Genomic DNA, 25,105 nt, shown 5'->3' with positions numbered 1-25,105 from the left:
GAGCCGTTACAGCCGGTCATCCGCTTTTTTCTGTGCTACAATACGGTACAGATCATTCCGACGATCCTGTTTGTTTCTAACACTGCCGCGAGCGTGCAGCTCTTTGAGCAGGTCAAAGTTGACGTCCGCAATCAGCACCATTTCGGTATTGGGTGTGGCCTCGGTCTTGATGGTATTGGTAGGGAAGGAAAAGTCGGAAGGGGTAAAGATGGCCGACTGCGCATACTGGATATCCATGTTATTGACGTTCGGCAGATTGCCGACCGCGCCGGCGATGACGACATAGCATTCATTTTCGATGGCGCGCGCCTGGGCGCAGTGCCGGACCCGCATATAGCCGTTCTGCGTATCGGTCAGAAACGGAACAAACAGAATGTTCATGCCCTGGTCGGCAAGGATGCGGCAAACCTCCGGAAACTCGACATCGTAGCAGACCAGAATGCCGATTTTCCCGCAGTCGGTATCGAAGGCCTCAATCCGATCCCCGCCCGCCATACCCCAGGCCTCCACCTCCGACGGCGTGGGATGGATTTTATGAAAACGGTCGAAGGTACCGTCGCGGCGGCAGAGAAACGAAACGTTGAGCAGCCGGCCGTCATCCGCCACCTCCGGCATGCTGCCGGTAATCACATTGACGTTATAGGCCACCGCCAGCTCCAGAAAGCGTTCCCGCAGCGGCTCGGTGAAGCGGGCCAGCGCACGGATGGCTTTGGCTTCGGGAAGATGGTTGTGCGGCGACATGAGCGGTGCATTGAAAAACTCGGGAAAGAGGACGAAATCCGCCTTATAATCTGAAACCGCGTCGATGAAATATTCCGCCTGCTCCATCAGTTTTTCGAGGCTTTCGAACGGGCGCATCTGCCATTGAACCAGACCGACACGAACCTCTGTGCGTTCCATGTTGAGCACTTTGGGATCGGACTGATAATAAATGTTGTTCCACTCCAGCAGCGTCGCAAATTCGCAGCTTTCCACATCCCCTTCCAGATAGTTTTTCAGCACCTTTTTCACATGAAAACCGTTAGCCAGCTGAAAGGAAAGCGTCGGGTCGTGAATCTCTTTGCCCTGCACTTTTTCGATATAAACGCGGGGCGACATATGGTCGGCATAGTTTTTATAGTTCGGGATTCGCCCGCCGGCCATAATGGCGCGCAGGTTCATATTTTCGCACAGCTCTTTTCTTCCTTCATAAAGGCGGCGTCCCAGCCGCATGCCGCGGTATTCCGGATGCACAAAAACATCAATTCCGTAAAGCACATCGCCTTCGGGATCGTGGGTATCGAACGTTTCGTTCCCGTGAATCTGGTCATACGTATGGTTATCCCCGAACCGGTCATACTGAATGATCAGCGAAAGCGCACTGGCCACCACCTTGCCGTTGAGCGTAATACAGAGCTGCCCTTCCGGAAAAATCCTGAGCAGACGGCGGATATCCGTCTCTTTCCACGAACCGAGGCCGGTCTGCTCATAGGCTTTATCCATCGAATTTCTTAAATCAACATAGTCTTCGATCTCCAGGTGACGGAGTTCGATGATGTCCTGTGCACCGCTATCCATAGCTACCCTCCTGAACGCTCAGTCTAAAACCACTTCTTCCGACGAAAATAAAACAGCATTGCCGTCGTGATCAAAACCATAACGATCCAGAAAACGGGATAGCTGTATTTCCAGCCCAGCTCCGGCATATGTTCAAAGTTCATACCGTAAATGCCCGCCACAAAAGTAAGCGGAATAAAGATGGTGGCAATAATGGTCAGTACCTGCATCACCTGATTGGTTTTCTGGCCCATGCTCGACAGATAAAGATCCTGCACCCCGCTGAGCATATCGCGGAAGGTTTCAACCGTGTCGATCACCTGAATCGTATGGTCATAAAGGTCACGCAGGTAGGCGCCGACTTTTGCACTGAGCAGTCCGCTCTCTCCGCGCTCCAGCCCGCTGACGGCTTCACGCAGGGGCCAGATGGCTTTGCGGATATAAAGCAGCTCTCGTTTCTGGGCATAGAGTTCGTTGAGCAGCAGGCTGTTGGGATTTTCCATCAGAGCCTCCTCGATATCCTCGATCTGCTCCCCGGTTTTTTCCAGAATCATAAAATAGTTATCCACAATCGCATCCATCAGGGCATACAGCAGATAGTCAGCGCCCATTTTCCGAATACGCCCATGTCCCTTGCGGAGGCGGTCACGCACCGCATCAAACACATCACCGGCCCGTTCCTGAAACGAAATCAGGCAGTCTTCCGTCAGAATAAAACTGATCTGCTCCGAATGAATACCGCCGTTTTCCGGTTCCACAAACAGCATGCGGACCACCAGGAACAGGTAATCCCCCATATCCTCCAGTTTCGGGCGCTGAGCGGTGTGCAGAATATCCTCCAGCACGAGCGGGTGGATGCCGAACACAGACCCGATTTTTCCGATAACCGCCGTGTCATTCAGCCCGGTAATATTAATCCACGAAACGCTTCCGCTTCCTTTGAGCAGCGCACAGGACTCAACGGAATCATCGTTTTCCTCTGCAATCGTGTCGGCAGCGTAATCCAGGCTTGTAATCCGCAACGGCTCGGCCGTCTGCTCCCCGGTATAAACCATGGTTCCCGGTGGCACGTCCTTTTTTGCGGAACCCGAAATGAACAGCCGCTTGAGCCGTCCATTCGAAATGTTGAGGGGGTTATGCATAATGGCCCGTCTTTCCTTTCGTGAACCTTCGAAACGCGTCTGTTTGCCAACTCGTGGAGCAGGCTCTCATCAGCATCTTCCCTCACCATGGTTCAGGCAGGGCTGGCCTGTAGCCTCCAGCACCGTACGCCAGAGACTGCCGGTCGGGTCGATTCTGCGCCGCCCCTTCGTCACCAGTTCGAGCGGCACATGCACATAGTGCCCGCTCCAGCGGCTGACCATCATCGCCGTCCGGCCCGCCATGGCCGCATGCACCGCCGCATGCGCCAGCCGTGTACAGTAAATCCGGTCCGTAGCGCATGCCGGGGCCGAACGCACCGAATAGCCGGGGTCGAGGTATTTCAGCTTCACCGGCTTTTCCAAGGTCTGGAAATGCCGGTGAATCCGTTCACACAGAAGCTCCCCGATATCGCGGTGCAGCACATTTCCGCTGGCATCCTTAACCTCCCGGCCCTGCTGTTTGAAGTGCCGCTGTCCGGCCCCCTCTGCAACAACAATGACAACATGATCTTTTCGCTCCAGCCGCTTTTCAAGATAGGTCAGCAGCCCGTTCGGTCCGTCAAAATCAAACTCCACTTCCGGCACCAGCACCACATTGGCTTCCTGCGAGGCAATGGCCGCACCGGCGGCAATAAATCCACTATCGCGCCCCATCACCTTCACAATCCCCACGCCGCGCTCCGTGGAACGCGCTTCAACATGTGCATCCGAGATCACGCGTGCGGCAATTTCCACCGCCGTGTCGTATCCGAACGACTGATCCACCCACATAATGTCATTATCAACGGTCTTCGGAATACCGATCACGTTGACCGGCCGGGCACGGCGCGCCAGCTCCTGACTCAGTTCAAGGGCACCGCGCTGGGTTCCATCACCGCCGATGATATACAGCTGCGTAATTCCCTGTTTCAGAATCCAGTCGGCCATTTCACCTACATTCTGTGCCCCGCGGCTGGTCCCCAGCATCGTTCCGCCGTCACGGTGAATCTCATCCACCGAATCCGGCGTCAGTTCCCAGGGAGAAAGCCCCCCGTCGGTCAGTCCCGCATACCCGTAACGAATACCGAGAATGCGCGGAACCCCGTAGTGATGACTCAGACTCATCACCAGACCGCGAAGCACATCATTCAACCCGGGACACAGCCCGCCGCAGGTCAGAATAGCCGCCGTCATTTTTTCCGGCTCTCCGATAAGCTGCGCACGCGGTCCGGCCCGTTCGAATACCGTTTCGGCATCATCATGTGTTTCGGTCTTGCACGGAAAAACGCGGACCGCATCGACGTCGGACCGGTACCGGATCGCCGTCGTTGAATCGCAGCCCGCATACCGCAGGGGTGATGGATGGCCGGTTTCGGCCGTTTGTGAAATAGACGTGTTCATGAACTGTGCTCCTGATTCAGGGGGGCGGGGCCGGAATAATACCGGATGGTGGGATAAGCCAGATGGATATTCGAATGCCCGGCAAACGCGTCGAGCACCTCTTCCCAGATCTTCTGCTCCGTACCGCGGCGCTGGCGCGGATTGACCAGATAGCGGATCGTCAGGCAAACCCCGGACTCTTTCACCGTTGTGTAGACCGTCGGCGTCAGCTTGCCGGCCACGATGAGATACCTCTTCGCCGCTTTACGGATCTGGACCTGCGCTCCTTCGGAAAGGAATTCAGTATTTTCGCGACTGATTCTATGGAGGATGTCTTTGGCGGTTTTCCAATCGCTTTCAAATGTGATCAGCACTGGAATTTCGTTCCAGATATACTCAAATCCGGCGTGCGAATTAGCGAGCGGTTTGCGCATGGCCAGATTATTCGGAACATGGATGATTCGACCGGTGCTCTGGTCGGCATCGACCCAGTTTCCCACTTCCACAATGCTGAACTGAAACAACCGGATATCGATGACATCCCCCTGCGTACCGTCGATTTCCACCCGGTCGCCCACCCGGAACGGTTTACGGCCTTCAATGAAAAAGAACCCGGCCATGTTGGAGATCGGGTCATGCAGCGCTACCGCCAGACCGGCCGACATCAGGCCGAGAAAAGTCCCCAACGAAGTCATGCCACGGAACCAGATGGAACCGATCACCAGAATCACCACCGCGGAATAGGCATAGCTGATCGATTTTCGTGCATGGTAGCGCCGCTTATCATCCCGGATTTTGCGGTTCATCACGCGGTAGGTAATTTCCTTGAGCAGGAAAAGAAAAACAAAGGCCGCCGCGGAATAGAGAATCCGCTCCGTAGTCCGGGGCGACAGCTTCCAGAATGCTGCAATCTGCTCAATCATGATCTGCTTTCGGTATTTAAAGCACTATGCGGCCTGCACCCGCTCGGCGCAAGCAAGGGTTTGCATTGGGCCGCATTTTCAAGCATGGTCCCTCGCTCACTTTCGGAAAAGTAACACCATGATTGGATCGCGTTTTTCAGCTGCAGCAGAAACCTACGACCGCCACGCCCAGCCTCAGCTGGCCCTGGCGAAGGCGGTCGTTTCCATGCTTCCGAAAACCGCTCCGGAAGAGATTCTTGAGCTCGGCCCGGGCACCGGTCAGCTGACGCGCCTGCTGCTTGAGCGGTTTCCGAACGTGCCGATCGATGCCGTAGACGTGGCCGAAATGATGATCGCGCACAGTCGTAAAACATTTGCGGCCTACCCGCAGATCAACTGGATGGTCGGCGATGCCCAGACCTTCTGGAACGGCCGCCGCTATCCGCTGATTGCATCGAGCGCTGCGCTGCACTGGGCGGCGGACCTGTCCGCAACCTTCGAAAATGTTTTCCAAAGCCTGGAACCCGGCGGTATCTTTTCATTGGGGATGATGCTGCAGGGCACCCTGAAAGAACTGCATCAACTGCGCCGTGAAATTTCCCCGGAAAAGACTCCCGGAATTACGCTGCCGACCTATTCTGAAATACTGGAGGCATTAAAATCCGCCGGATTCAGACTCAAACGCCGGCAGCATGCCGAGGAAAAAATCCTTTACGGCGATGCCAAAGCCTTTCTTCGCGCCATTCACGAGCAAGGTGTAACCGGTGGAAAAGTCAGTTCCGGCAATGCCCCGCTGACGCGCGGAGAACTGAGCCGGCTGGTGGTCGATTATCAGGAGGAGTTCGCCTCCGACGGTGGAGTTTATGCCACCTATGAAACCGCCGCCTTCCTGCTCACAAAATAAATCCATCGATTCAGCCAGTTGATCCATAGCCTTTTGACCGGCTCTTCTTTAGATTGGATGCCATTAAACAGGAGAATGTGATCATGATTTCAGGAAAAGCGGCCATTGCCGATGGAAAAGGCGGATTTACAATTGAGGAAATTCAGGTGGATTCACCGGGCCCGAACGAGGTGCTCGTTCAGATCAAAGCATCGGGCGTCTGCCACACCGACTGGGATTCACTGAACTGGGGCCGCCCGATTGTAATGGGCCACGAAGGCGCCGGTGTTGTGCTTGAAACCGGAGCGGGGGTATCGCGTGTTTCTGTCGGCGACGAAGTCGTAATGAACTGGGCAATCCCCTGCGGCCAATGTTTCCAGTGTCTGCACGGCAACCGGCACATCTGTGAACGGCAGAACCAGGTCACCGCTCCGGACTATATGCAGGGGCATGCCGCGCTTGAAAAAACACTTTATAAAGGCGAAGGCATCGAGCGTTCATTCAATATCGGCACCATGTCAACGCATGCCGTCGTGCGCGAAGAAGCGCTGGTGAAAATGAACCCGGGAATCCCCTTCACTTCCGCCTGTATTATCGGCTGCGGTGTAATGACCGGTTACGGCTCGGCGGTGAACGCCGCCAAAGTCACGCCGGGATCCAGCGCGGCGGTGCTGGGCGTCGGCGGCGTCGGCCTCAATGTCATCCAGGGCTGCCGGATTTCCGGTGCGGATAAAATTATTGCCGTCGACATCAATGAACAACGCCTTGAATTTGCCAAAACCTTTGGAGCCACCCACACGATTGTGGCCGACAAAGCGGACAAAGGGCTGATGAAGGCGGCCGAAGAAGTCAAAAAACTGACCGATGGCCGCGGAGCCGATTTTGCCTTTGAATGCACAGCAATTCCAGCGCTTGGAGCCGCACCGCTGGCGATGATCCGGAATGCGGGAACCGCCTGTCAGGTCAGCGGAATCGAACAGGAAATCAGCATCGACATGAATCTGTTCGAATGGGACAAAATTTACATCAACCCGCTCTACGGCAGCTGTGATCCCTATTACGATATGCCGAAACTGATGAATCTCTACGACAAAGGTTCGCTGTTGCTCGACGAAATGATCACCCGGACCTATCCGCTTGAAGAACTGGAACAGGCCTTTCACGATATGCACACGGGAAAAAATGCAAAAGGCGTGCTGATTCTGGAGTAACCATGTCAAAATTCCGCACTACAGAAGTATCGGATCCGCAATACGAGCGGGATAATCTCCGCTTTATCACGGTTAAAAGCCCTGCGCTCGGGCACCGCGCAAACCTGTCGCTTTTTCTGCCGGAAAACCACGAACAGATCGAAAACCTGCCCCTGCTGATTCTGATGCACGGCGTCTACGGCAGCCACTGGGTCTGGCCGTTCAAAGCCGGTGCGCACCTCACCGCTCACGAAATGATCTCCGGCGGCGAAATTCAGCCCTTAGCAATTGCAATGCCGTCCGATGGGCTGTGGCGCGAAGGCAGCGGATATCTGACCCATGAAGAGGCGAACTTCGAGGCCTGGATTACCGAAGATGTCATTGATGCGGTCAAAGAAAATATTCCCGCCGTCACCGATCAGTCGAAAACCTGCATCAGCGGGCTGTCCATGGGCGGTTACGGCGCACTGCGGCTGGGAGCAAAATATCCGGAGCTGTTTTCCGCCGTCAGTGCCCATTCTTCAATCACTGATTTTTCTCAACTCGGAAAATTTGTCGCAGAACCGCTTTCGGAATACCGCCTTAAGGATCCCGGCGATCCGCTTTCGGCCTTTTACTGGATGCAGAAAAACCGCAAAATCCTGCCGCCGCTGCGTTTCGACTGCGGGGTCGATGATCTGCTGATCGAGGAAAACCGGAAGCTGCATCAGCAATTGAAAGAAGCGGATATTTCCCATATTTATGAAGAATTCGAGGGTGAACACAGCTGGCCCTACTGGACCCTCCACCTGCGCGACACCCTGCGGTTTATTGATCAACACATCTAGTTGAGACCATCCCCCCATTATGATTAGCTCCACCGCATGCATGGACTCTTTATAACCGGAACCGATACAGACGTTGGGAAAACCGCACTGAGCGCTCTGCTTCTGGCCGAAATCCGACGTCGGAACATCAATGCCGCCCCCATTAAACCCGCACAAACCGGGTGCAGAGACGGCGCAGTTCCGGACCTTGACTTTTCTCTTTCAATGGCCGGAATGAATATTCCGTCCAGCACCTATCAGAAAATGTCGGTCTACCAGTTTGAACCGGCCTGCTCGCCGCACCTCGCCGCTGAAATGGCCGGCACGGAAATCGATATCGCCGAAATGGTGATTGCCGCGCGCGCGCTGGCCGACGATTTTGAACTTATTCTCGCCGAAGGGGCCGGCGGACTGATTGTTCCGCTGAACCAACGCGAGACCATGCTCGACCTCATGCAGGCCCTGAAATTTCCGGTTCTGCTCGCTGCCCGTCCAGGCCTTGGCACCATCAATCACACGCTGCTCTCCATCCGGACCCTGCGCAGCGAAGGGCTGAACATTGCCGGTGTCGTTTTTGTGAATACCGGGAATCAGGCATACACATTCATCGAGGAAGACAACGCCGCCACCATCGAACACTTCGGAAAAGTTCCGGTTCTGGGAACCATCCCGTACTGCGAACAGCTAACCTCCCAAAATCCGAAATTCGACGATCTCCCGATCCCCGTCGTCGCTGAAACCGAAAAAATTGTGAATCAGCTGTGCTTATGAGCCCTCACTTTTTTCATTCTGCGGTGCTGCATCGTTCTGACCGGAACAGACGGCTGAAACGCATCGCGTTTTTCATGAGTATTGTTTCCGCATCGGCCGTTTCCGTTCTGGCTCAGGATGGTGTCAATACGCGGCAGGCGTGGCAGGTACTGGATACCGAGCCGGAAGTGCTGGTGAATGCACAGGGGCTGGCGCAGCGGAATTTATCGATCCGGGGCGGCAGTTATACAGGCTCGGGCCTGAGTATTAACGGACTGCGGCTGAAATCGCCCTATTCCGCCCACTGGAATGCGGAGTTTCCAATCCTTGGAAATCTGCTGTCAGTTCCAACCGTTGGAACCGGAATCGACAATGCGTCCGGCCATCTGGTCGGCACGGCGGATTTCAGCACCCGTCCGCTCGGCGATGCCCGGCAGGTCTATGCCGGCCTCGGCACAAAAGAGCATTATGCCGGCGGGATCTATGCTTCGTCGGAAAATGTCGGCGGATATTTTGACTGGGAAAAGGCGCGGCGGATTGATTCCCCGGAAAATGATCTGGAGCGTTCGGCCGGCGGGGCGGTTTTCCGGATTGCGACGGAGGAATGGAATATCGACCTCATTGCGGCCGGACAATCGAAGGATTACGGGGCTTACGGTTATTACGGACAAACCAACGACGTTTCGCACCTGCTTGACGACACCCTGCTTTATGCCGGCGCAACACGGGGGGATACGGATGATGCTTTCGTGCGGATTTCGGCGTTTTACCGGGATATGCGCGATCAGGTACTGGATGTATCCACACCGGATTATACCGATATCTTCTCGCGCAATTTTGCGGCGGCTGCCGAAGGCCGGACCATGGAGATTCAGCATCTTGCGCTCTACGTTCGGGGCGACCTCGAATATGAGCGGGTCAGCGGCAGTATTCCGGACGACGACCGCACCCGCGGATCATTGCTTTTTTTGCCGGAAGCACGGTTTGAGCGGTTTACGGTGAAAGCGGGCGTGAATTCCGTTTTCCAGACGGCGGAAAGTACGGATTTTCTGCCCATAGCCGGAATCGACTGGTTTCTGACGGATAACGGCGTGGTTTCACTTTCATATACAGAAACCGAACAGCAGCCCGATTTCCAGACGCTGGAAAATAATCCGTTGCTGGAACAGCAGCATTCGAAAAATACAGAACTGGGCTTTAAGCAGTATTTGTCGGAAAACAGTGACTGGAAAATCGGTGCGTTTTTCCGGACACTGGAAAATGCCAGCGACTGGATCGGCGGTACGGCAACGGATCTGGGACGGCTGAATATTTCGGGTCTGGATGCCGCATTCAGCTATTATCCGAATGAACAGCTCCGGCTCTCGGTGTATTATCAATGGGTCTATAAAGATAATAAAATTGAAGACGGATTGTATGAAACAGACTATCCGGAACACCTGCTCAACCTTTCAGCTTATTGGCATTTTCTGGAGCAGTTTTCCGTACAGTTTTCGCAGACCACGCGGTTGCAAACAGAAAATTCGGTGCGCACCGGCGATGATTTCGGGGCTTTGGCGACGCTGGGCTTGCATTACTCTCCGTCCTTTGCCCAGAATGCCCGCCTTTCGTTTCTGGTGGATAATCTGTGGGGCTCGAACTTCCAGTCCATTCCCGGCCTGAAATCGCGCCCGACCACAGTTTTCACCGGACTTTCTGTGAACTGGTAATACATGTTTCCTCGCAGAGGCGCAGAGCCTGCAGAGGAGTACATATGAAGAAACGCTGCGCCCTCAGCATCTCTGCGAGGAAAAATAAGGATTTGTATAATGGGTTTTGAAAAAGGTTCCATCAGTTTCCGTATGTATTTCGCATCGCGCGATCTGACCACCGAAGATATCGATAAATTTGCGGCGGCTGCACTGCCGCCGCTCAGTACGCTGGCGGAGGAGGAAGTGCACGGCTGGGTGGGTGGACGTCATCTGCTGGACCGCAATATCACGGAAGAGAATGCGTTTCTGGGCGGCTACCTGCGTCTTTCGCTGACCCAGGCCAGGAAAAAAGTTCCCACGTCGCTGCTGCAGGCCGAATGTGCGCTGGAGGAAATGGCGGTGATGGAGGCCGAGGATAAAAATTATCTGAACCAGACGCAGCGGTCGGAAATCAAAAAATCAATTCAGGAACGGCTGCTGCCCGAAATGCCGGTACAGCTGAAGGGGATCGATTTTGTGTTCGATGAACGCTCCCACATGATTTATTCCACCGCCACCTCGGAAAAACAGGTCGATGCCTTTGTGCTGACCCTGATGCAGACGACGGGCTGCGGTGCAACACCGGCTGATCCGGAAACGATCGGCGAGCGCGTGGCCCAGGTGGATGTGCAGGGCTGGGCTCCGTCCAGTTTTTCCGACGAACTGGAGGACGGCATGGTCGACGGAACCGCCGGCCGCGAATTTCTGATGTGGCTCTGGTTCTGCTCCGAAAAGCGTCAGGGCATTGCACAGATTCCCGATGTTGGAGAAATGGCCTATATGGTGGAAGGCCCGCTGACCTTTGTGATGGAAGGTAAAGGTGCGCACGAAATCACGCTGCGTAAAGGGGAACCGATGCTTTCCGCGGAAGCACGAACCGCGTTGCTGAGCGGGAAAAAACTGAAAAAGGCCAAAATGCAGTTTGTTCGCGGTGAAGAGGTCTGGGCATTCACATTCGATGCGGATGACTTTGTGTTCCGCAGCCTGAAACTTCCGGAAACCGAAACCTTTGACCGCGTTGGAAAATTCCAGGAACGCATGGTCTTCCTGGAAACCTTCCGGCAGAGTTTCTTCCACCTTTACAGCGAATTTGCTAAAGAGCGTAACGATTCCAAGCAATGGAAAGAGACCAAGGAAGAGATGCGCAAGTGGGTGGCCGATCGGCCCACCACGGTATAAACGGAGGCGCTGATATGCTGTTCATGAAAAGATTTAGAAAAAAAGCCGTCGATGCCTCCCTGCTGGGGGAAAACTTCGGCTCCATCCGAAATGTGCTCACCGAAATTCTGGGATTTAAGGAAAAACGATATAAGCCAACTCCAGCTCACGAGGTTCGCAAAAAAGTGGACATTGAGTCCGCCTGGCCCTCCTGTAGAGATCAGTTCAATTCCATGTTTGAAGAACTCACTTCTATTGCAAAACAGCTCGATATGAAAACCACCACCATCAACCCCAACCTCACTTTTGTGGAGGCAATCGAGACCTTTATTGTCCAGCTGAACAGTATTGTGTACAGCTTGGCCGATGCGGTCGGAACGGGAAGACACACTCTGGATGAACTCATTGAAGTCAATGACCGTATTCTTAAAATCCAGCTGAGTGCCAATGACCTCGAGCGGTTTGTACTCTCGGAATTCAAGTATCCGGGCATGCCCGGCGCAGAGGACTAAGCCCCGAGCTCCTTCCTGAGCAGACGAATAAATTTCTCTGCTGGTTTATGCTCAGCCCCCATCATGCAGGCTTGAATCCAGTTCCGTTCGAGCAGGTAGTCGCTACGATAACTGATTAACACACCATGCTCTTTTAGTTTATCACCGATACGCTCCGAGGAGTGCATTTCCGGCAAAGCAATGGTAACCACGGCCGGCATCGCACAGGAATCCGGTGCCAGAATCGGGGCGTCGATTTCGGCCAGTTTCCGCCGGATACTGGCAGACCAGTCGCGCACATCCGCAAAACGTTTTTTCCAGTCGTGTGATTGCAGTGCTGCGAGCAGGGCATAGACCAGATTGGATTGAATGGTAAACGGAATTCCCGCCTGTTTCTGATAAATTCCCAGATCCAGTACACACGGCAGATCATCCGGTTCCGGCTGCAGATCGTGATTATGAAACACCATGCAGAGTCCGGAAATGGAAGCCAGCCCTTTTCCACTGGTTCCCGAGGCCAGATAGACCCCAGAAAGGTCCACCGGAACTGTGCCGAGTGAACTGATGCAGTCCAGACACAGCTTTGCTTCGTGGGCTTCACAAACGCTCTGAAGCATTTCGATATCATGCAGAACTCCCGTTGACGTTTCGCAATGCGTCGCCCAAACCCAGTCGATTTCAGGATGTTGCTTAAACTGCTGTTCGATCATTTTTCGGGAGAAGGATTCCCCTTCCGGGATTTCCAGAGTATGGAAAAACAGCTTCGCCCCGTTGGCATTTTTGGTGAGGCGATGGCCGAATTCGCCGCTCACCAGAATCAGACCGGTGGAACACAACAGCGATAACTGGCCCGCTACCGCATCATTGGCGAGTGTTCCCGGTCCCATCAGAATCTGCACCTGCCGGGATCCGACCAGCTCGCACAGCAGTTTCCGGCTGTTCTGAAAATCGTTTACAAAATCATTCCCGCGGTGCGAACTCGGTTTTTCTTTATAAACCTCCACCACCTGTTTCCCGAAATCTACCGGACCGGGCAGAAAATTGAATAGCATGGTATCATCGGTGGCGAGCTCCGGCTCATCTATCGCGAAAGAACGGGAGCGCGTTTTCAGACCTTTGTATGCTTCGAGCGTGAGATACATCGGCTGATACTGCGCCTTCTCGATACCGACCAGCGGACCGAATGAAATGAACCCTAGGAATTTATAGAGTTTGATTTGCCGCACAGTACCGGAAATGACGGCCAGATCGTGCCCGCAGTCAATCGCATGCTGCACCAGCGTCGCAATCAGGCCCTGCGAGATCCGGGTATAACGGAATTCCTCTTCAACCGCCAACAAACGGATTTCACAGAGCGAGCGGTCCGGCGGCAAATAGGAATCCAGATTCTCCAGTTTTTTATCGAGTGAAAACGGACGCTTATTACGGAAGGCAATCATTCCGGCCAGCACGCGCTGATCTTCATGAACACAGATTATATAGGTGTTTTCCTCATGAAACCTATCTCTCAGCTTACGCTCCGGATTGGCCTCATGCTGGGGGATTTCTTCCACGAATGTTTTATAATTGAGTGCGTCAACCGCCTCTATTTCCCAGTCTTCCCGTGCAACCTTATAGATAAATCCGGCGAGTAGTCCCATTTATGCCTCCTTCCGCGGCTGGGCCGCCGCAAATTCCTTCCGAATCCGGTCGCGGTGAGTAAAAAGTATAATCGCCGCAACCGTTGTAAGCGCAGCAACACAATGGGCGGGCATTACAAGAGCATAAGCCACGCTCGGAAGAATCAGAAAAGCGGCCAGACCGCTGAGGATAAAACTCTGGCGGAAAAGCATCAACAAGAGGGCAAGACCGAGAGGAAGCAGGGCAATTATCACGTCGAACGCAAGATAAGCTCCGATCGCCGGGGCAATACCCCGCCCCCCGCGAAATTGAATAAAAACCGGCCAGACATGCCCCGCAACAACTGACACCAGAACCAGAAAAACCACTGCTTCGGGAAGTTCCGAATTTTGCGCAAGAAGAACAGCGACAAAGCCTTTCAGCGCATCTGCCGCCAAGGCAGCCGAAAAACCCGGCCGGCCCAGAATCCGACCGACATTGCGTGCTCCGACTCTCCCGCTTCCGACCTCACAGATATCGGTCCTCGTCTTCAGGCTAACCGGGCAATATCCGCTACAGATTCCACCAAGCAGATAGGCAATCAGAATACAGATGGCACCCCTCCCCGTCATACAACACTCCCCAGCGTTTCCATGCTGTTAGCAGATTAGCAGGAACTGAATCTTTTACAATACGAATTGCCAACCTTGCATGGACTGACGGGAGTTTTGCCGTTCAGGAAAAGCTAAATAAGGTTGTATCGGCCGGGGGCTATGATTCCATTGGGATCGAGTGCTGATTTTAGATCGCGGATGGTTTGCCAGAACGGATCATTTTCATGTACGACCTGGTGCATCGAATTGATCCCGACGCGGTAGGGCGGATAGCCCATTTCCATATATCGGGTTTCCATCGCCTGAATACAGGCCTGCGCCCGGGCAGTCTGCTTTTTATCCGTCCGGTTGAAGGAAAGGCTGACAACCCCCTCCATCGCCTTAGTATCCATCAGATTAACCGTGATGGCCGCTTCGAAGCCATGCGCCGAAAAGATTTTTCGGGTTTCTTCAACCCCCTCAGCCACTTCTTTTCCAGAGGCGGGAAAAATGGGCAGGCAGAACAGAATACCGGAATCAGAATCGTCGGGGTTCGGCTCTTCCAATCGCTGAAAATCGCCAGCCGCCCAGAAAACCGAACACAGCGATTTATCGGTTGCACGGCCGCCGGTGTAACCGTAAACCGGTTTCACGGCCCGTAACATCATCAGTTGCGTTTTCAGCGCAGGAAAAAACGAAAATTTTGACAAATATTTTTCTGCCGAAGCAACCAATGCATCATTCAGAAACATGGTCTTTGCAAATCCTGAAAATGCTTTTTTAAGCTCACGTCGCGCTAACTTGAGCTGCGCTTTGGTTCCAAGCACGCCGATCGCAGCACTCCACGGCCCGAAGCCGCCATCTTCCAGAAGCCGAATCGTTTTACTGCGCGTGGCCTCGCTTTCCGGCTCACCGTTTTTCAACAGTTGTTCGTACAACAACGGCGCAAGGGTAATATAGGAACGCTCCCGGTTTCCGATATGCGCAATCGTGGTAAAAATCCCCCGGGAACGAAGAGCTTTGAGCGTATCAACAAGTAAAGGCAGTTTCTCCTCCACATCAATTTTTACAATGACGGCCAGATGCTCTTCAGGCTTAGGCATCAGATCGATGCAGGCGGACGTAACAATACCGAAGTTTCCCTGCGGAAACAACCCATCGAGCGAGGGACCGACCCCATGCCTGTAAAGATTCTGCGTTTGTGCATGTTCAAAATGGCCGAATCCGGTCTGTATGGTTGCTCCGTTCCCCAGAACAATCCGCATGTTGGAGATTCCATGCGCCCGCGTATCAAAATACCCGACGCCGCGGTCCATTGCATTTCCGATGAGGCTGGTATCGGAGGTTGACCCTGTAACATTGAGCATCAGATCAAGCTGATTTTCAGCGATATGATCCAGCAGCTGTCGCTGGGTCACACCGGGCTCGACGACGGCATAGTGAAACTGCTCGTTGATTTCAAGGATTCGGTCCAGTCCTGAAAGGTCGACAATTGCAACACCGTCGCGAACTGGAAGTTTCGAACCCATACCCCACTGCTTGCCCCGACTGATGGGATAGAGCGGAACGCGATGGGCATTTGCCGCCTCGATAATCTGTTCGACCTGCTCGTGACTTACCGGTTTGAGGACGGCAACAACCTGTCGCTCAGAGGCACACACGCTGCGCGTATACTTTTCCAAGGCCTGGATATCGTGAATAACCGCATCCGCACCCAATTGGGCTTCCCAAGCTTCGATGGCGGAATGTACAGACATGAGTCAGATCAGGCCTGTGCCAGTGAAGCAGGACTGGAAAAATAGCCGAGAGCCGTGTGGGCCTGAGGTACGCGGACCGATACAATACTGCCCTCTCCAACACGACTCTCAAAGACGAGCGACCCGCGGTGCTCTTCAAGCACCTTCTTGGTGATGAACAGACCTAGGCCTGCCCCTTTTTCAATGGTCGCAGTATTATCAAAAGGTTCAAAGATCCAACGCAGTGTGGAAGTGTCCACACCGCATCCGTTATCTTTCACTTTCAGATCGATGTCTGAGTTCGAAAGAGAAAATTCAACCGTAATGCCCGGAGCAAACTCGCTATCAACTGCGGTAACCGCATTATCGATCAGATTCTGCAGCGCCCGCTTGATCTGCAGTCGCTCACCCAACATTTCATACTGATCTTCAGCACCATCAACCTGAACCGAAAAAGAGATTTCAGAGTGTGCAGCCGCATCCCGAAAACAATCGTTCATCAGCTTCGGCAAATTCACCCGTTGCATCTGGGAAAAATCGAATCGGCCCAGTGCGCGCCAGGATTCCACCAGTTCTGCACAGCGTTCCACATTCCGTTCGATCTGATCAAGATACTCACTCATTTCATCCGAAGTGGAATCGCGCTTTTCCTTCAGTTCATAATTCAGCAGATCCAGATAACCGCGAATGATCGTCAGCGGATTGCGCAAGTCACGAACCAGCTCGGAAGAGGCCGCTCCGAGCGAAGTCAGCTTGTTCGTCTTTCCCACTTCGCGGCTGAGTGACTGCGTCATTTTATTCAGCTCTTCCTGCGCCTGTTTTTTGCGGGAATTCAGCTTGGTTCGGTCCACATATTTTTTAACTACCGCCTGAATCTCATCGGTATCAAACGGCTTTTGGAGATAATCATTTGCTCCGTAACGGATAGCCTGCTGCGCCGTCTCTAGATCTCCATAACCCGTGAGCATCACAATCGAGACATTCGGATTGATCTCGCGGATCTCTTGCAACCCTTCAATACCGCTTTTTTCAGGCATGCGGATATCCATGATGACCAGATCCGGATTATGTTCTCGCAGAGCATTAATTCCGGCATCGACCCGCTCCGCGAGCACCATATCGTAATCATACTTCAGCACCATACGCAGACTTTCACGCGGTCCGCGTTCATCATCAATGACCAGTACCTTACCTTTTTTGTCCTTGCAATCAGCGATCATGAGAATTCCCTAAAACGCAATAGAGTATGTCAGACCAATCAGGTTGGAATCAATATCATAAATGCCCGCTCCGCTCAGATTGGAAACCGGAGCACTGCGATCTTCATAAATACTAACCGTATAAGCCAGATCAATCGTGTGAGCGCCGCGGGTATACCCCAAGCCGAAACTGACGGCATGACGATCCGCATCCGGCAATAGCGGCGTAATGGTTTCATCTGGAATCGGGCTCGGAATGAAGGCATAGCCCGCACGAACAACCAACGAATCCAGCGCCTGCCAGCTGCCGCCAATACCGAAGGTGAACGTGTCATCCCAGTTGTTTTCAAGATCAGGGGCCGGAGCTCCCGCCACAAGCTTCTGCGAATCATTCAAAGACCACTGCAGCCACTCCACCAATGCTTCAATCTGCACTTTGTCGTTCAAGGCAAATCCATACCCAACACCAATGATGTTGGGTAGCTTGATTTCAGTTTCAAAGGTTCCGGCTCCCGCACCGTCTACTTTAAAATCACCCTCATAGTCGATCTGCATTTGGTTTCGGTAGGTCAGCGTCAAACGCTGCCCTTCCACAGGATTCCAGGTCAAACCAAGGTTTGCCCCAACTCCCCAGCCGTCACCCTCACCTTCAACCTCAACAGTCGGCCCCGGAGTCCCCTGCAAAGCTTTAAGGGTAAGTTGGGAATAAGCTACATTCAGACCGGCTCCAAGCGCCAGAGTGTCAGTTAGTTTTGCCGCAACCGTTGGATTGAAATTGATCATCATCATCTGAGCTTCGTAGGGCACAAAAACACCCGGCGCAGTGACAAATGGTGCGAAGTCATCTTTATCCCAAGAGAGCCCCTGCCCATAGGGAGTATTAATCCCTAAGCCCACCGAGCACCGATCCCCCAAAGGTAGAGCGTAGTATATATTTGGCAGATAATTCCACTCCCCATCCGACTCAAAAGCATTAGGTGCCAACGGGTTCTGATATGTGTTTTCCGTGCGGGCAAAGGTTGTCGAAAGCACAAAAGACTGATTGGTCTGAAAGGCCAGATTGGCCGGGTTATAGGAAATCGCCGAGGCATCATCCACCCACACCGAATTCACGCCCGATTTTGCAATCCCCTCGGCGGTCGGCGGCGGATTGCGGTAGCCGTCCGCCATAACAGCGCGAGACAACACAAAAAGCCCAGCGCAGATCCCAGACACAAATAGCTTGTGATTCTTGTTCATATGTACCCCTCTATAAATGGCCATTAAAAAACCGGGCTGTTTGTAGCATTTGATATGCCATTGGTCACCTATATTTTTTACCTACAGGTTGTATAAAAACACTTGATATATACTACATATTGATATTTGATGTACAAAATTGTACACCAATATATATACAGACTTATCATCTATGATTGCGGCCGACACCCGATTCCGCTACATAAGGATACGCTTAAATCTAGATAAGGGGACAGAAACGCGTGATCGGCAAAAACAGAGTGGTAGTAACCGGCGTTGGAGTGCTCGCCGCCAATGGCATTGGCAAAGACGCCTTCTGGAACTCTCTCCTCGCCGGCGAATCCGGCATCGGGCCCATCACCCAGTTTGATGCCTCAGACATTCCTTGGAAAATTGCAGGAGAAGTTACCGGATTCAAACCTGAAGACTTTATCGATCGATCATTAAAACCCAAACGACAAAGCCGAAATACTCAATTGGCAGCTGCAGCAACAGTAATGGCCCTAAAAGATGCTAAATTAGACTCTGAGAACCTGAAGGAGATTGATTCTCTTCCCATCGTTTTAGGGATCAGTTTAGGCGGGCTTGATTTAGTCGAACAACATACTCGTCGTTTAGTCGACAAAGGCATTACGAAAGGCCTGCCTACTGTTTCAGCATGCGTTCATGTTATCGCTCCAAGTTTTATCAGTTCTATGCTGGGCATAGAGACAAAAATTTCAGTCATATCCAACAGCTGCACCGGTGGATTAGATGCAGTTGCCGAAGGTGCGCGCTTAATCCGCGAAGGGATTTGTGACACTGCTATTGTTGGAGGAACGGATGCAGTTATTATACCGTCGGTCGTTACAGGACTTGGGTTTGCCGGCATGCTCGCCGACAACACGAACCTACCCCCTGAAAAAATGAGCAGACCATTCGACTCTATGCGATCAGGCGGTGTGATCGCGGAAGGTTCGGGAGTGCTTGTGCTCGAATCATATGATCATGCTCTAAACCGGGGGAAATCGCCATATGCAGAAATCTTAGGATATGGGGCCTCAAGCAATATCAACTCATTACCGGCAGTCGGACTTGAACGAAGCATGAAAATGGCAATAGAAAACTCCTCTATACTACCTTCGGATATAAACAGCATAAATGCCCACGGGTCCAGCGATCCCTTTTTAGACATTTCCGAAGTGCAGGCCATCAAAAACGTATTTGGCATTCAAGCTCAACACATTCCGACAACCTCAATAAAAGGATCAACAGGGAATCCTTTAGCGGCAGGAGGGGCAATACAGTCGATCATGACCGCCTTAAGCTTAAAGAACAGCACTATTCCGCCGACAACCAATTTGGAAACTCCTGATCCAATGTGCGACCTTGACTTTGTAGCAAGATCAGAACGATTAACGGTTGCCGATTTTTCGCTGATCAATAGCCATGGAACCGGGGGGGTAAACAGTTCCCTGATATTAGGGAAAGTATAGCATGATTATACTTACCTTTATTTTATTTTTGGCACTATCAGCCAATCTCTGTCTAGGGGTTATTGTTTATTTCACCAATAGACATCGTCGAGTGAATCAGGCCTTCTTGCTTTCCGCATTTCTTATGGTCCTTTGGCTGTGTGCCAACATTCTAATATTAAACTCTTCAGAAGAATCGCAAGCTATTTTTCATATAAACCTAGCCTCAGCTATCTCATCATGCTTACCAACATCATTTCAGTTACTAAGATTGGCCATTAAATTTCCAAATGCATCTAGAAGACAAATCAGCAACCGATGCAAATATCAACTCCTTCTAAACTTTATCGCAGTCGCACTATGCTTCCTCCCTGCCTTTACAGAATCGGTTGAATTTCCCAACCCTGAGAATAGTATTAATATTGCCAAGCCCAACTACGGGCCAGCCTTTATCTTCTTCTTAATATACATGCTGGGATCAATTTTTGCTTTAAGTATTAATGTAATAAAAGACAGAAAAACCCTTCAAGGATCAAAACGTCTCGAGCTGGACTTCTTAATCTTCGCCTGTCTTTCCGGACTAGTAGTGGGAATTTTTTTAGGAACTATCGTCGGACTCATTACCCAATCTGCTAATTCGGTACCTGTTGCCAACGCAGGAAGTGTTCTCACTGTTTCCGGGATTGTGGCATATGGCATCTCAGTACACCGTATTCTTACTGTATCAGCTCTTCTTCAGCGTATATCTGCATATGCGCTGGTCGTTGTTTTCTTGGGGATAGTGTATTATTTGACATTTTACGTGGCGAGCACGCTATTTGAACTATTAGGGATCGGTCTGGCTGGACCCAGTCATTTTATTTCAACTCTAACAGTTGCTTTCTGCATGCTGCCCGCGCGACAGCGCTTCCTCAGGGCTACGGAAAAAATATTTACACCCTTTAATATTTTCAATGTTCAAAGTGTCCTGAAAGAAGCTGGAGAAATATTCCAATCGGTTACTACGAGTGCCGCTTTACTACAACACTTTTACGCTTTACTTTCTGAGGCATACAAAACAGATAAACTGCATATTCTCATCAAACAAAATAATCAATATGTGGAAACTGATATATCGCCAGAATTAAAATTTCAGCTCCCCGCAGACAACCCCATAACATCATTACTGAAAAAGATCCACGAACCGATCAGTTCTGACCATTTAACCCGTATCCGGCAAACTTCAGAAATATGCTCAGCAATAAAATCATTAAATTGTTATGAGGTCTCTGTCGCCGCAGGAATATATTCAAAATCCCAGATCATTGGCCTGATTTTACTCGCTCCAAAAAACAAAAATCAGATCTATGACAAAATAGAACAGGATACCCTTCAAATCCTCTGCAATCAGTTTGCTGTTGCTCTTGAAAATGCGCGGCTTTATACCGCCATGCAGGATAGCAAGATCCAGAATGAGATCATGCTGGATCAGCTGGCCAGCGGCGTTGTGGTAGCGAGCCCGAACCGCAAAATCACACTCTTTAACAACGAAGCACAGAAAATCACCGGCATCGGTGAAAAAAATGCCATCGGCGAAAATATTGCCGTATTGCCACGGGAAATTCATCTGGCTCTCGAAGTCACGCTCGAGAATGAAAACGGTGTCCGCAACATTGACGCAACGCTTTATCCTGACGAAGACAGCGAGGATTTCCCAAAATATATCCGTATAAGCTCCGCCTTTCTTTTTGGGCATGACGGCAAACCTATGGGAGCACTGCTGGTCTTCACCGACATCACAGAACTCAAGGCACTGGAAGAACAGGTGCGCCGGTCCGACCAGCTGTCCAGTGTAGGCACGCTGGCCGCCGGTATGGCACATGAAATAAAAAATCCGCTCGTAACCATTAAAACCTTCACCCAGCTGTTGCCCCGCCGCTATAACGACGAAGATTTCCGCAAGGATTTCTCCTCGCTGGTTGCCCATGAGGTGGAGCGTATTGATGGTATCGTTAACGAACTGCTCAGTTTTTCAAAACCCGCAAAGCCTCACCTTGTCCCCATGGATGTGCAGGAGACCGTTGATCAGACTCTCAAGCTGATTCATGAGCAACTGTCCCAGAACAACATCAAACTGAAAAACAACTGCAAAGCGGATAAATCGGATATTTTTGGGGATGCCAAGCTGCTTTCACAGGCCTTCATCAACCTTGCTTTGAATGCCATCGATGCCATCGGTGAAAATGGAACCCTGACCGTCGGCACCCTCAACTGCGCCTATCGCTTTGCCAACGGAGATACACCGGACCGCGCCGTTACCCGGAAATGTATCCGAATTCAAATCACTGATAACGGCAAAGGCATTGCCCGCGAGAATCTCCAGAAAATCTTCGATCCGTTCTTTACCAGCAAAAGTGAGGGTACCGGAATGGGGCTCTCCGTTGCGCACGGAATCATCAGCGAGCATCACGGCGTCATTGAAGTCGACAGCGAACCGGGAAGAGGCACAACATTTTATCTCTACATGCCGTTGCTTGAGGAGAAAGTTGCCGGATGAGAACACTCCCCTCCAGCCTTCTTTATTCCCGCGACGAAGAACTGACCTCGCGCTTCATCCGCGTGGCCTCCTCCATCACGGCGATCCAGCAGCTGGAAGAACAAACTGAACTCGAACAATGGTTTCAACAGTTCGGCGATACCGTACTGCTGGCGGATCTACGGGCACCCAACTGTCTCGATGTCCTCTCCATGCTGCGCCGCGAGCGGCCAACCACCATCATTATCGTTATCGGAACCGACCGCTCCGACCCTATGCTCGCAGCCGAATTGCTCGAGCCCTTCGCCAGAACCTCTTTCGAGCCGGAACGCCGTGCACTACAAGCCCTGCTGAAACAGGCCATTGAATGCCAGATGCTCCGTCAGAAAACCCGCATTCTGGAAGAAGAGCTCACCAAGCTGAATGCCCGTAAAAGCGAGCAGCGGCCACAACCGCGCAGTTTTTTTTCAGCACCACTTCAGAATTTCTCCAAAGCCCAGCGCAACTTCGACAACGTTGATGCCCTGTTCGAAAGTGTTGTGGAAGGCCTTGTGGCCACCGCACGGGTGTCGCGGGCCGGTATCTTCATTCAGCCCGACCCGCAGGCCGACTATATATTCCAGGCAGGCACCCGCTGCCTAGCCGCCACAGAACAACTGAGCATCCATCCGCACGATGCGTTCATTCGATGGCTGGAAATGAATACCCATCTGGTATCGCGAAAAACCCTTGAGAACATTGCCGATCCCCAGGAACGGGCCATGCTCAAGCAGATGCTCGACTCCCTCGGTGGTGAGATCATCATTCCCATTTATGCCGCCGGCCGAATTAAGGGCTGGATCTTCGTTGGTCAGCGCTCCACCGGCATTCCTTTCGAGGTCGCCGACCTCGAAGATCTCACCGGACTTGCTGACCATATATCCACCACCCTTGAAAAAGCGTTCCAATACGAAGAAACCGCCCTCCAGAAAGCTCTCGCGGAAACGGTCCTGCACTCAATCCCCTTCGGCATTGTGGCGTGCGATGAAAAAGCCACCATACGCTGGTTCAACTCCAGCGCACGAGAAATACTCAAACCGGAAGAAACAGACATCATCGGCCGGCGGGTTGAAACACTCGGTTCCCGTATTGCAGACTTGTTCCGAAGAACCATCGGAAACCAGACCGCGCACGACGTTACTGAATGGACCGACAACCGAACCAAACTTACCGTATCTGCCGAGACCCGGTGCCTCACAGACAACGCAGGTTGCGTCGGAGCCATGATGATGCTCCGCGATATTACCGGCGCAAAACTGCTGCAGGAAAAAGAAGAGCAGCTTGAACGCGCCTCTTTCTGGAACGAACTCGCCTCCAGCATGAGCCACGAAATACGCAACCCGCTCGTGGCCATTAAAACTTTTTCACAAATGCTTCCGGAACGTTACGAAGATCCCGATTTCCGCGCTGAATTCAGCAAAGAGGTCAATCATGAAGTTGACCGGCTCAACCAGATTGTTGATAAAATCAACGAATTTGCCAACCCGCCCAAACCGGCCTTCCAGCCTGTGGATATCCGCAAACCGATTGAACACGCCGTCACCCGCATCCAGAACGAACTCGACCACGACAACCTTAAGATTCATCTTTCGGCCGATGACTCTTCGCTGATGGTCTACGGCGCTCCGACATCCCTCGAAGAAGGCGTATATCATCTCCTGAAAAACGCCGCCGAAAATCTGGCCAACAAACCGGGCTCGCGCGTTAATGTAACCGTGAAGGGTCGCTCTCCGGATAAGCAGACCGGCAGCATCTACCTGATCATCACTGACAACGGCTCCGGAATCGACGAATCCATTCGCGACAAAGTATTCTCGCCATTCTCCACCATCAAAGCCCGCGGCCTCGGGCTGGGCCTGCCGATTGCAAAACGAGCCGTGATCGATCACAACGGTCAAATCGACATCGATACCAGCTCCGGCGGAACAACCATCACCATCCTTTTCCCGGCACTGGAAGACGAAGTATGAACCGCTGCGCCAGCGTCCGGCCCCCGGAGACTCCGATCAACCTTGAAAAGGCCGTCGGCGATTTTGAGCGCAGCCTGATACATGAGGCACTGGAAAAATGCAACGGTGTCCATACCCAGGCCGCCAGACACCTCGGCACCACCCGCCGCATTCTGCGCTACCGTATGGATAAACTTGGCATTGAACCTCAATACGGAAAAAACGTCTAATTCCGGAAACATCATTGCCAAACAACAGTTCCAGACTAAAATGGATAGGTCAGAACAGGAGGATCTCAGATGAATCTGCTCGTTGCCGTCGATTTTTCCCGCAACACCGGTTCCGTGCTCACAGAAGCCGCGGACCTTTCTAAAAAACTGAAAGCCAAACTATGGGTTCTTCATGTGGTTGGCGACGATGCCACAGCCCTGGTTTATCAAACCTCCCAGTTCTCCGACTACGCCCCCGAAGTCGTTTCCCTGCCCGGCGATGTCCAGCTGGCGCGCGATATCAGCGCAGAAGAACTCAAGCGCGAACACAACGAATTACTTAATATTTCTTCCAATCTCCGGAAAAACGGCGCCGATGCTCAAGCCCTCCTCGTAAAAGGCGATGCGGCCGAAATGATTCTGGAAAAAGCACAGGAACAGGAATGCAGCATGATTATCCTGGGTTCACACGGTCATGGACTGCTGCACAAAGCACTGCTGGGCAGCGTCTCCGAAGCCGTCATCCGCCACGCAAAATGCAATGTTCTGATTGTGCCGAACCCTGCTGCATAATGTTCCTTAATAAATCTTAAGACTCCGATTCCGCCCCGTTATCTTAGCATTTC

General features: G+C 52.3%; 21 protein-coding genes. 12 read left to right on the top strand and 9 right to left on the bottom strand.

The window, feature by feature from the left end:
• Nucleotides 1–6: 6 nt before the first annotated feature.
• The 4 genes from P9H32_RS05425 to P9H32_RS05410 form a co-directional block, all read right to left on the bottom strand.
• Nucleotides 7–1,557 carry a bifunctional GNAT family N-acetyltransferase/carbon-nitrogen hydrolase family protein gene (locus P9H32_RS05425; RefSeq protein WP_322607864.1) on the bottom strand — a complete coding sequence of 517 codons (1,551 nt, stop codon included), beginning with the start codon at nucleotides 1,555–1,557 and terminating at the stop codon, nucleotides 7–9.
• 23 nt (nucleotides 1,558–1,580) lie between these two features.
• The gene (gene corA, locus P9H32_RS05420) at nucleotides 1,581–2,678 is read right to left on the bottom strand and encodes a magnesium/cobalt transporter CorA (protein ID WP_322607863.1); all 1,098 of its coding nucleotides are present in this window, start codon (nucleotides 2,676–2,678) and stop codon (nucleotides 1,581–1,583) included.
• A 69-nt stretch (nucleotides 2,679–2,747) separates the two neighbouring features.
• Complete coding sequence (locus tag P9H32_RS05415; protein ID WP_322607862.1) at nucleotides 2,748–4,058, bottom strand: ATP-dependent 6-phosphofructokinase; 1,311 nt, start codon at nucleotides 4,056–4,058, stop codon at nucleotides 2,748–2,750.
• Complete coding sequence (locus tag P9H32_RS05410) at nucleotides 4,055–4,960, bottom strand: mechanosensitive ion channel family protein (RefSeq protein ID WP_322607861.1); 906 nt, start codon at nucleotides 4,958–4,960, stop codon at nucleotides 4,055–4,057. The genes P9H32_RS05415 and P9H32_RS05410 overlap by 4 nt, the downstream gene beginning before the upstream one ends.
• Before the next feature lie 118 nt (nucleotides 4,961–5,078).
• Here P9H32_RS05410 and P9H32_RS05405 point away from each other — a divergent pair, with 118 nt between their 5' ends.
• From P9H32_RS05405 to P9H32_RS05375, 7 genes are all read left to right on the top strand, one after another.
• Complete coding sequence (locus P9H32_RS05405) at nucleotides 5,079–5,843, top strand: methyltransferase domain-containing protein (protein WP_322607860.1); 765 nt, start codon at nucleotides 5,079–5,081, stop codon at nucleotides 5,841–5,843.
• Nucleotides 5,844–5,926: 83 nt separating this feature from the next.
• Complete coding sequence (locus P9H32_RS05400; protein WP_322607859.1) at nucleotides 5,927–7,033, top strand: Zn-dependent alcohol dehydrogenase; 1,107 nt, start codon at nucleotides 5,927–5,929, stop codon at nucleotides 7,031–7,033.
• Nucleotides 7,034–7,035: 2 nt separating this feature from the next.
• Nucleotides 7,036–7,839, top strand: a complete 804-nt coding sequence (locus P9H32_RS05395) for an alpha/beta hydrolase (protein WP_322607858.1) — start codon at nucleotides 7,036–7,038, stop codon at nucleotides 7,837–7,839.
• A gap of 36 nt (nucleotides 7,840–7,875) precedes the next feature.
• Nucleotides 7,876–8,589 (top strand): dethiobiotin synthase, encoded by a 714-nt coding sequence (gene bioD, locus P9H32_RS05390; RefSeq protein WP_322607857.1) that lies wholly within the window; start codon nucleotides 7,876–7,878, stop codon nucleotides 8,587–8,589.
• Complete coding sequence (locus P9H32_RS05385; RefSeq protein WP_322607856.1) at nucleotides 8,586–10,277, top strand: TonB-dependent receptor; 1,692 nt, start codon at nucleotides 8,586–8,588, stop codon at nucleotides 10,275–10,277. The genes bioD and P9H32_RS05385 overlap by 4 nt, the downstream gene beginning before the upstream one ends.
• Before the next feature lie 99 nt (nucleotides 10,278–10,376).
• Nucleotides 10,377–11,477, top strand: a complete 1,101-nt coding sequence (rdgC, locus tag P9H32_RS05380; RefSeq protein ID WP_322607855.1) for a recombination-associated protein RdgC — start codon at nucleotides 10,377–10,379, stop codon at nucleotides 11,475–11,477.
• Between the two features lie 23 nt (nucleotides 11,478–11,500).
• Nucleotides 11,501–11,968 carry a hypothetical protein gene (locus P9H32_RS05375; protein WP_322607854.1) on the top strand — a complete coding sequence of 156 codons (468 nt, stop codon included), beginning with the start codon at nucleotides 11,501–11,503 and terminating at the stop codon, nucleotides 11,966–11,968.
• Here P9H32_RS05375 and P9H32_RS05370 read toward each other — a convergent pair.
• From P9H32_RS05370 to P9H32_RS05350, 5 genes are all read right to left on the bottom strand, one after another.
• A complete protein-coding gene (locus P9H32_RS05370; protein ID WP_322607853.1) occupies nucleotides 11,965–13,587 on the bottom strand; it encodes a GNAT family N-acetyltransferase in 1,623 nt (540 codons plus the stop codon). The two genes, P9H32_RS05375 and P9H32_RS05370, sit on opposite strands and share 4 nt — an antisense overlap.
• Complete coding sequence (locus P9H32_RS05365) at nucleotides 13,588–14,178, bottom strand: glycerol-3-phosphate acyltransferase (protein WP_322607852.1); 591 nt, start codon at nucleotides 14,176–14,178, stop codon at nucleotides 13,588–13,590.
• Nucleotides 14,179–14,291: 113 nt separating this feature from the next.
• Complete coding sequence (locus P9H32_RS05360; RefSeq protein ID WP_322607851.1) at nucleotides 14,292–15,896, bottom strand: FAD-binding oxidoreductase; 1,605 nt, start codon at nucleotides 15,894–15,896, stop codon at nucleotides 14,292–14,294.
• Between the two features lie 8 nt (nucleotides 15,897–15,904).
• The gene (locus P9H32_RS05355) at nucleotides 15,905–17,095 is read right to left on the bottom strand and encodes a sensor histidine kinase (RefSeq protein WP_322607850.1); all 1,191 of its coding nucleotides are present in this window, start codon (nucleotides 17,093–17,095) and stop codon (nucleotides 15,905–15,907) included.
• 9 nt (nucleotides 17,096–17,104) lie between these two features.
• Nucleotides 17,105–18,313, bottom strand: coding sequence for an OmpP1/FadL family transporter (locus tag P9H32_RS05350; RefSeq protein ID WP_322607849.1), 1,209 nt, complete (start codon nucleotides 18,311–18,313; stop codon nucleotides 17,105–17,107).
• A 242-nt stretch (nucleotides 18,314–18,555) separates the two neighbouring features.
• Between P9H32_RS05350 and P9H32_RS05345 the strand changes: the two genes are divergently transcribed.
• From P9H32_RS05345 to P9H32_RS05325, 5 genes are all read left to right on the top strand, one after another.
• Nucleotides 18,556–19,788 (top strand): beta-ketoacyl-[acyl-carrier-protein] synthase family protein, encoded by a 1,233-nt coding sequence (locus P9H32_RS05345; RefSeq protein WP_322607848.1) that lies wholly within the window; start codon nucleotides 18,556–18,558, stop codon nucleotides 19,786–19,788.
• 1 nt (nucleotide 19,789) lies between these two features.
• Entirely contained in the window at nucleotides 19,790–22,303 is a 2,514-nt protein-coding gene (locus P9H32_RS05340) for an ATP-binding protein (RefSeq protein ID WP_322607847.1), read from the top strand.
• Entirely contained in the window at nucleotides 22,300–24,291 is a 1,992-nt protein-coding gene (locus P9H32_RS05335) for an ATP-binding protein (protein WP_322607846.1), read from the top strand. The genes P9H32_RS05340 and P9H32_RS05335 overlap by 4 nt, the downstream gene beginning before the upstream one ends.
• On the top strand, nucleotides 24,288–24,500 hold the full coding sequence (locus tag P9H32_RS05330) for a helix-turn-helix domain-containing protein (RefSeq protein ID WP_322607845.1): 213 nt from the start codon (nucleotides 24,288–24,290) through the stop codon (nucleotides 24,498–24,500). Before P9H32_RS05335 ends, P9H32_RS05330 begins: the two co-directional genes overlap by 4 nt.
• Before the next feature lie 69 nt (nucleotides 24,501–24,569).
• Nucleotides 24,570–25,052, top strand: a complete 483-nt coding sequence (locus P9H32_RS05325) for a universal stress protein (protein ID WP_322607844.1) — start codon at nucleotides 24,570–24,572, stop codon at nucleotides 25,050–25,052.
• Nucleotides 25,053–25,105: the final 53 nt, after the last annotated feature.

It is taken from the genome of Pontiella agarivorans, assembly GCF_034531395.1.
GTDB lineage: Bacteria > Verrucomicrobiota > Kiritimatiellia > Kiritimatiellales > Pontiellaceae > Pontiella > Pontiella agarivorans.
The sequence above is the reverse complement of the archived record's forward strand: the minus strand, read 5'-3'. Positions and strand labels throughout refer to the sequence as shown.

What these genes read in the sequence shown, in the direction of transcription:
- P9H32_RS05400 (WP_322607859.1), top strand. Translation starts at nt 5,927, where the DNA reads ATGATTTCAGGAAAAGCGGCCATTGCCGATGGAAAAGGCGGATTTACA.
- corA (WP_322607863.1), bottom strand. Translation starts at nt 2,678, where the DNA reads ATGCATAACCCCCTCAACATTTCGAATGGACGGCTCAAGCGGCTGTTC.
- rdgC (WP_322607855.1), top strand. Translation starts at nt 10,377, where the DNA reads ATGGGTTTTGAAAAAGGTTCCATCAGTTTCCGTATGTATTTCGCATCG.
- P9H32_RS05355 (WP_322607850.1), bottom strand. Translation starts at nt 17,095, where the DNA reads ATGATCGCTGATTGCAAGGACAAAAAAGGTAAGGTACTGGTCATTGAT.
- P9H32_RS05360 (WP_322607851.1), bottom strand. Translation starts at nt 15,896, where the DNA reads ATGTCTGTACATTCCGCCATCGAAGCTTGGGAAGCCCAATTGGGTGCG.
- P9H32_RS05375 (WP_322607854.1), top strand. Translation starts at nt 11,501, where the DNA reads ATGAAAAGATTTAGAAAAAAAGCCGTCGATGCCTCCCTGCTGGGGGAA.
- P9H32_RS05325 (WP_322607844.1), top strand. Translation starts at nt 24,570, where the DNA reads ATGAATCTGCTCGTTGCCGTCGATTTTTCCCGCAACACCGGTTCCGTG.
- P9H32_RS05395 (WP_322607858.1), top strand. Translation starts at nt 7,036, where the DNA reads ATGTCAAAATTCCGCACTACAGAAGTATCGGATCCGCAATACGAGCGG.
- P9H32_RS05425 (WP_322607864.1), bottom strand. Translation starts at nt 1,557, where the DNA reads ATGGATAGCGGTGCACAGGACATCATCGAACTCCGTCACCTGGAGATC.
- P9H32_RS05410 (WP_322607861.1), bottom strand. Translation starts at nt 4,960, where the DNA reads ATGATTGAGCAGATTGCAGCATTCTGGAAGCTGTCGCCCCGGACTACG.
- P9H32_RS05335 (WP_322607846.1), top strand. Translation starts at nt 22,300, where the DNA reads ATGAGAACACTCCCCTCCAGCCTTCTTTATTCCCGCGACGAAGAACTG.
- P9H32_RS05385 (WP_322607856.1), top strand. Translation starts at nt 8,586, where the DNA reads ATGAGCCCTCACTTTTTTCATTCTGCGGTGCTGCATCGTTCTGACCGG.
- bioD (WP_322607857.1), top strand. Translation starts at nt 7,876, where the DNA reads ATGCATGGACTCTTTATAACCGGAACCGATACAGACGTTGGGAAAACC.
- P9H32_RS05340 (WP_322607847.1), top strand. Translation starts at nt 19,790, where the DNA reads ATGATTATACTTACCTTTATTTTATTTTTGGCACTATCAGCCAATCTC.
- P9H32_RS05370 (WP_322607853.1), bottom strand. Translation starts at nt 13,587, where the DNA reads ATGGGACTACTCGCCGGATTTATCTATAAGGTTGCACGGGAAGACTGG.
- P9H32_RS05350 (WP_322607849.1), bottom strand. Translation starts at nt 18,313, where the DNA reads ATGAACAAGAATCACAAGCTATTTGTGTCTGGGATCTGCGCTGGGCTT.
- P9H32_RS05405 (WP_322607860.1), top strand. Translation starts at nt 5,079, where the DNA reads ATGATTGGATCGCGTTTTTCAGCTGCAGCAGAAACCTACGACCGCCAC.
- P9H32_RS05330 (WP_322607845.1), top strand. Translation starts at nt 24,288, where the DNA reads ATGAACCGCTGCGCCAGCGTCCGGCCCCCGGAGACTCCGATCAACCTT.
- P9H32_RS05365 (WP_322607852.1), bottom strand. Translation starts at nt 14,178, where the DNA reads ATGACGGGGAGGGGTGCCATCTGTATTCTGATTGCCTATCTGCTTGGT.
- P9H32_RS05415 (WP_322607862.1), bottom strand. Translation starts at nt 4,058, where the DNA reads ATGAACACGTCTATTTCACAAACGGCCGAAACCGGCCATCCATCACCC.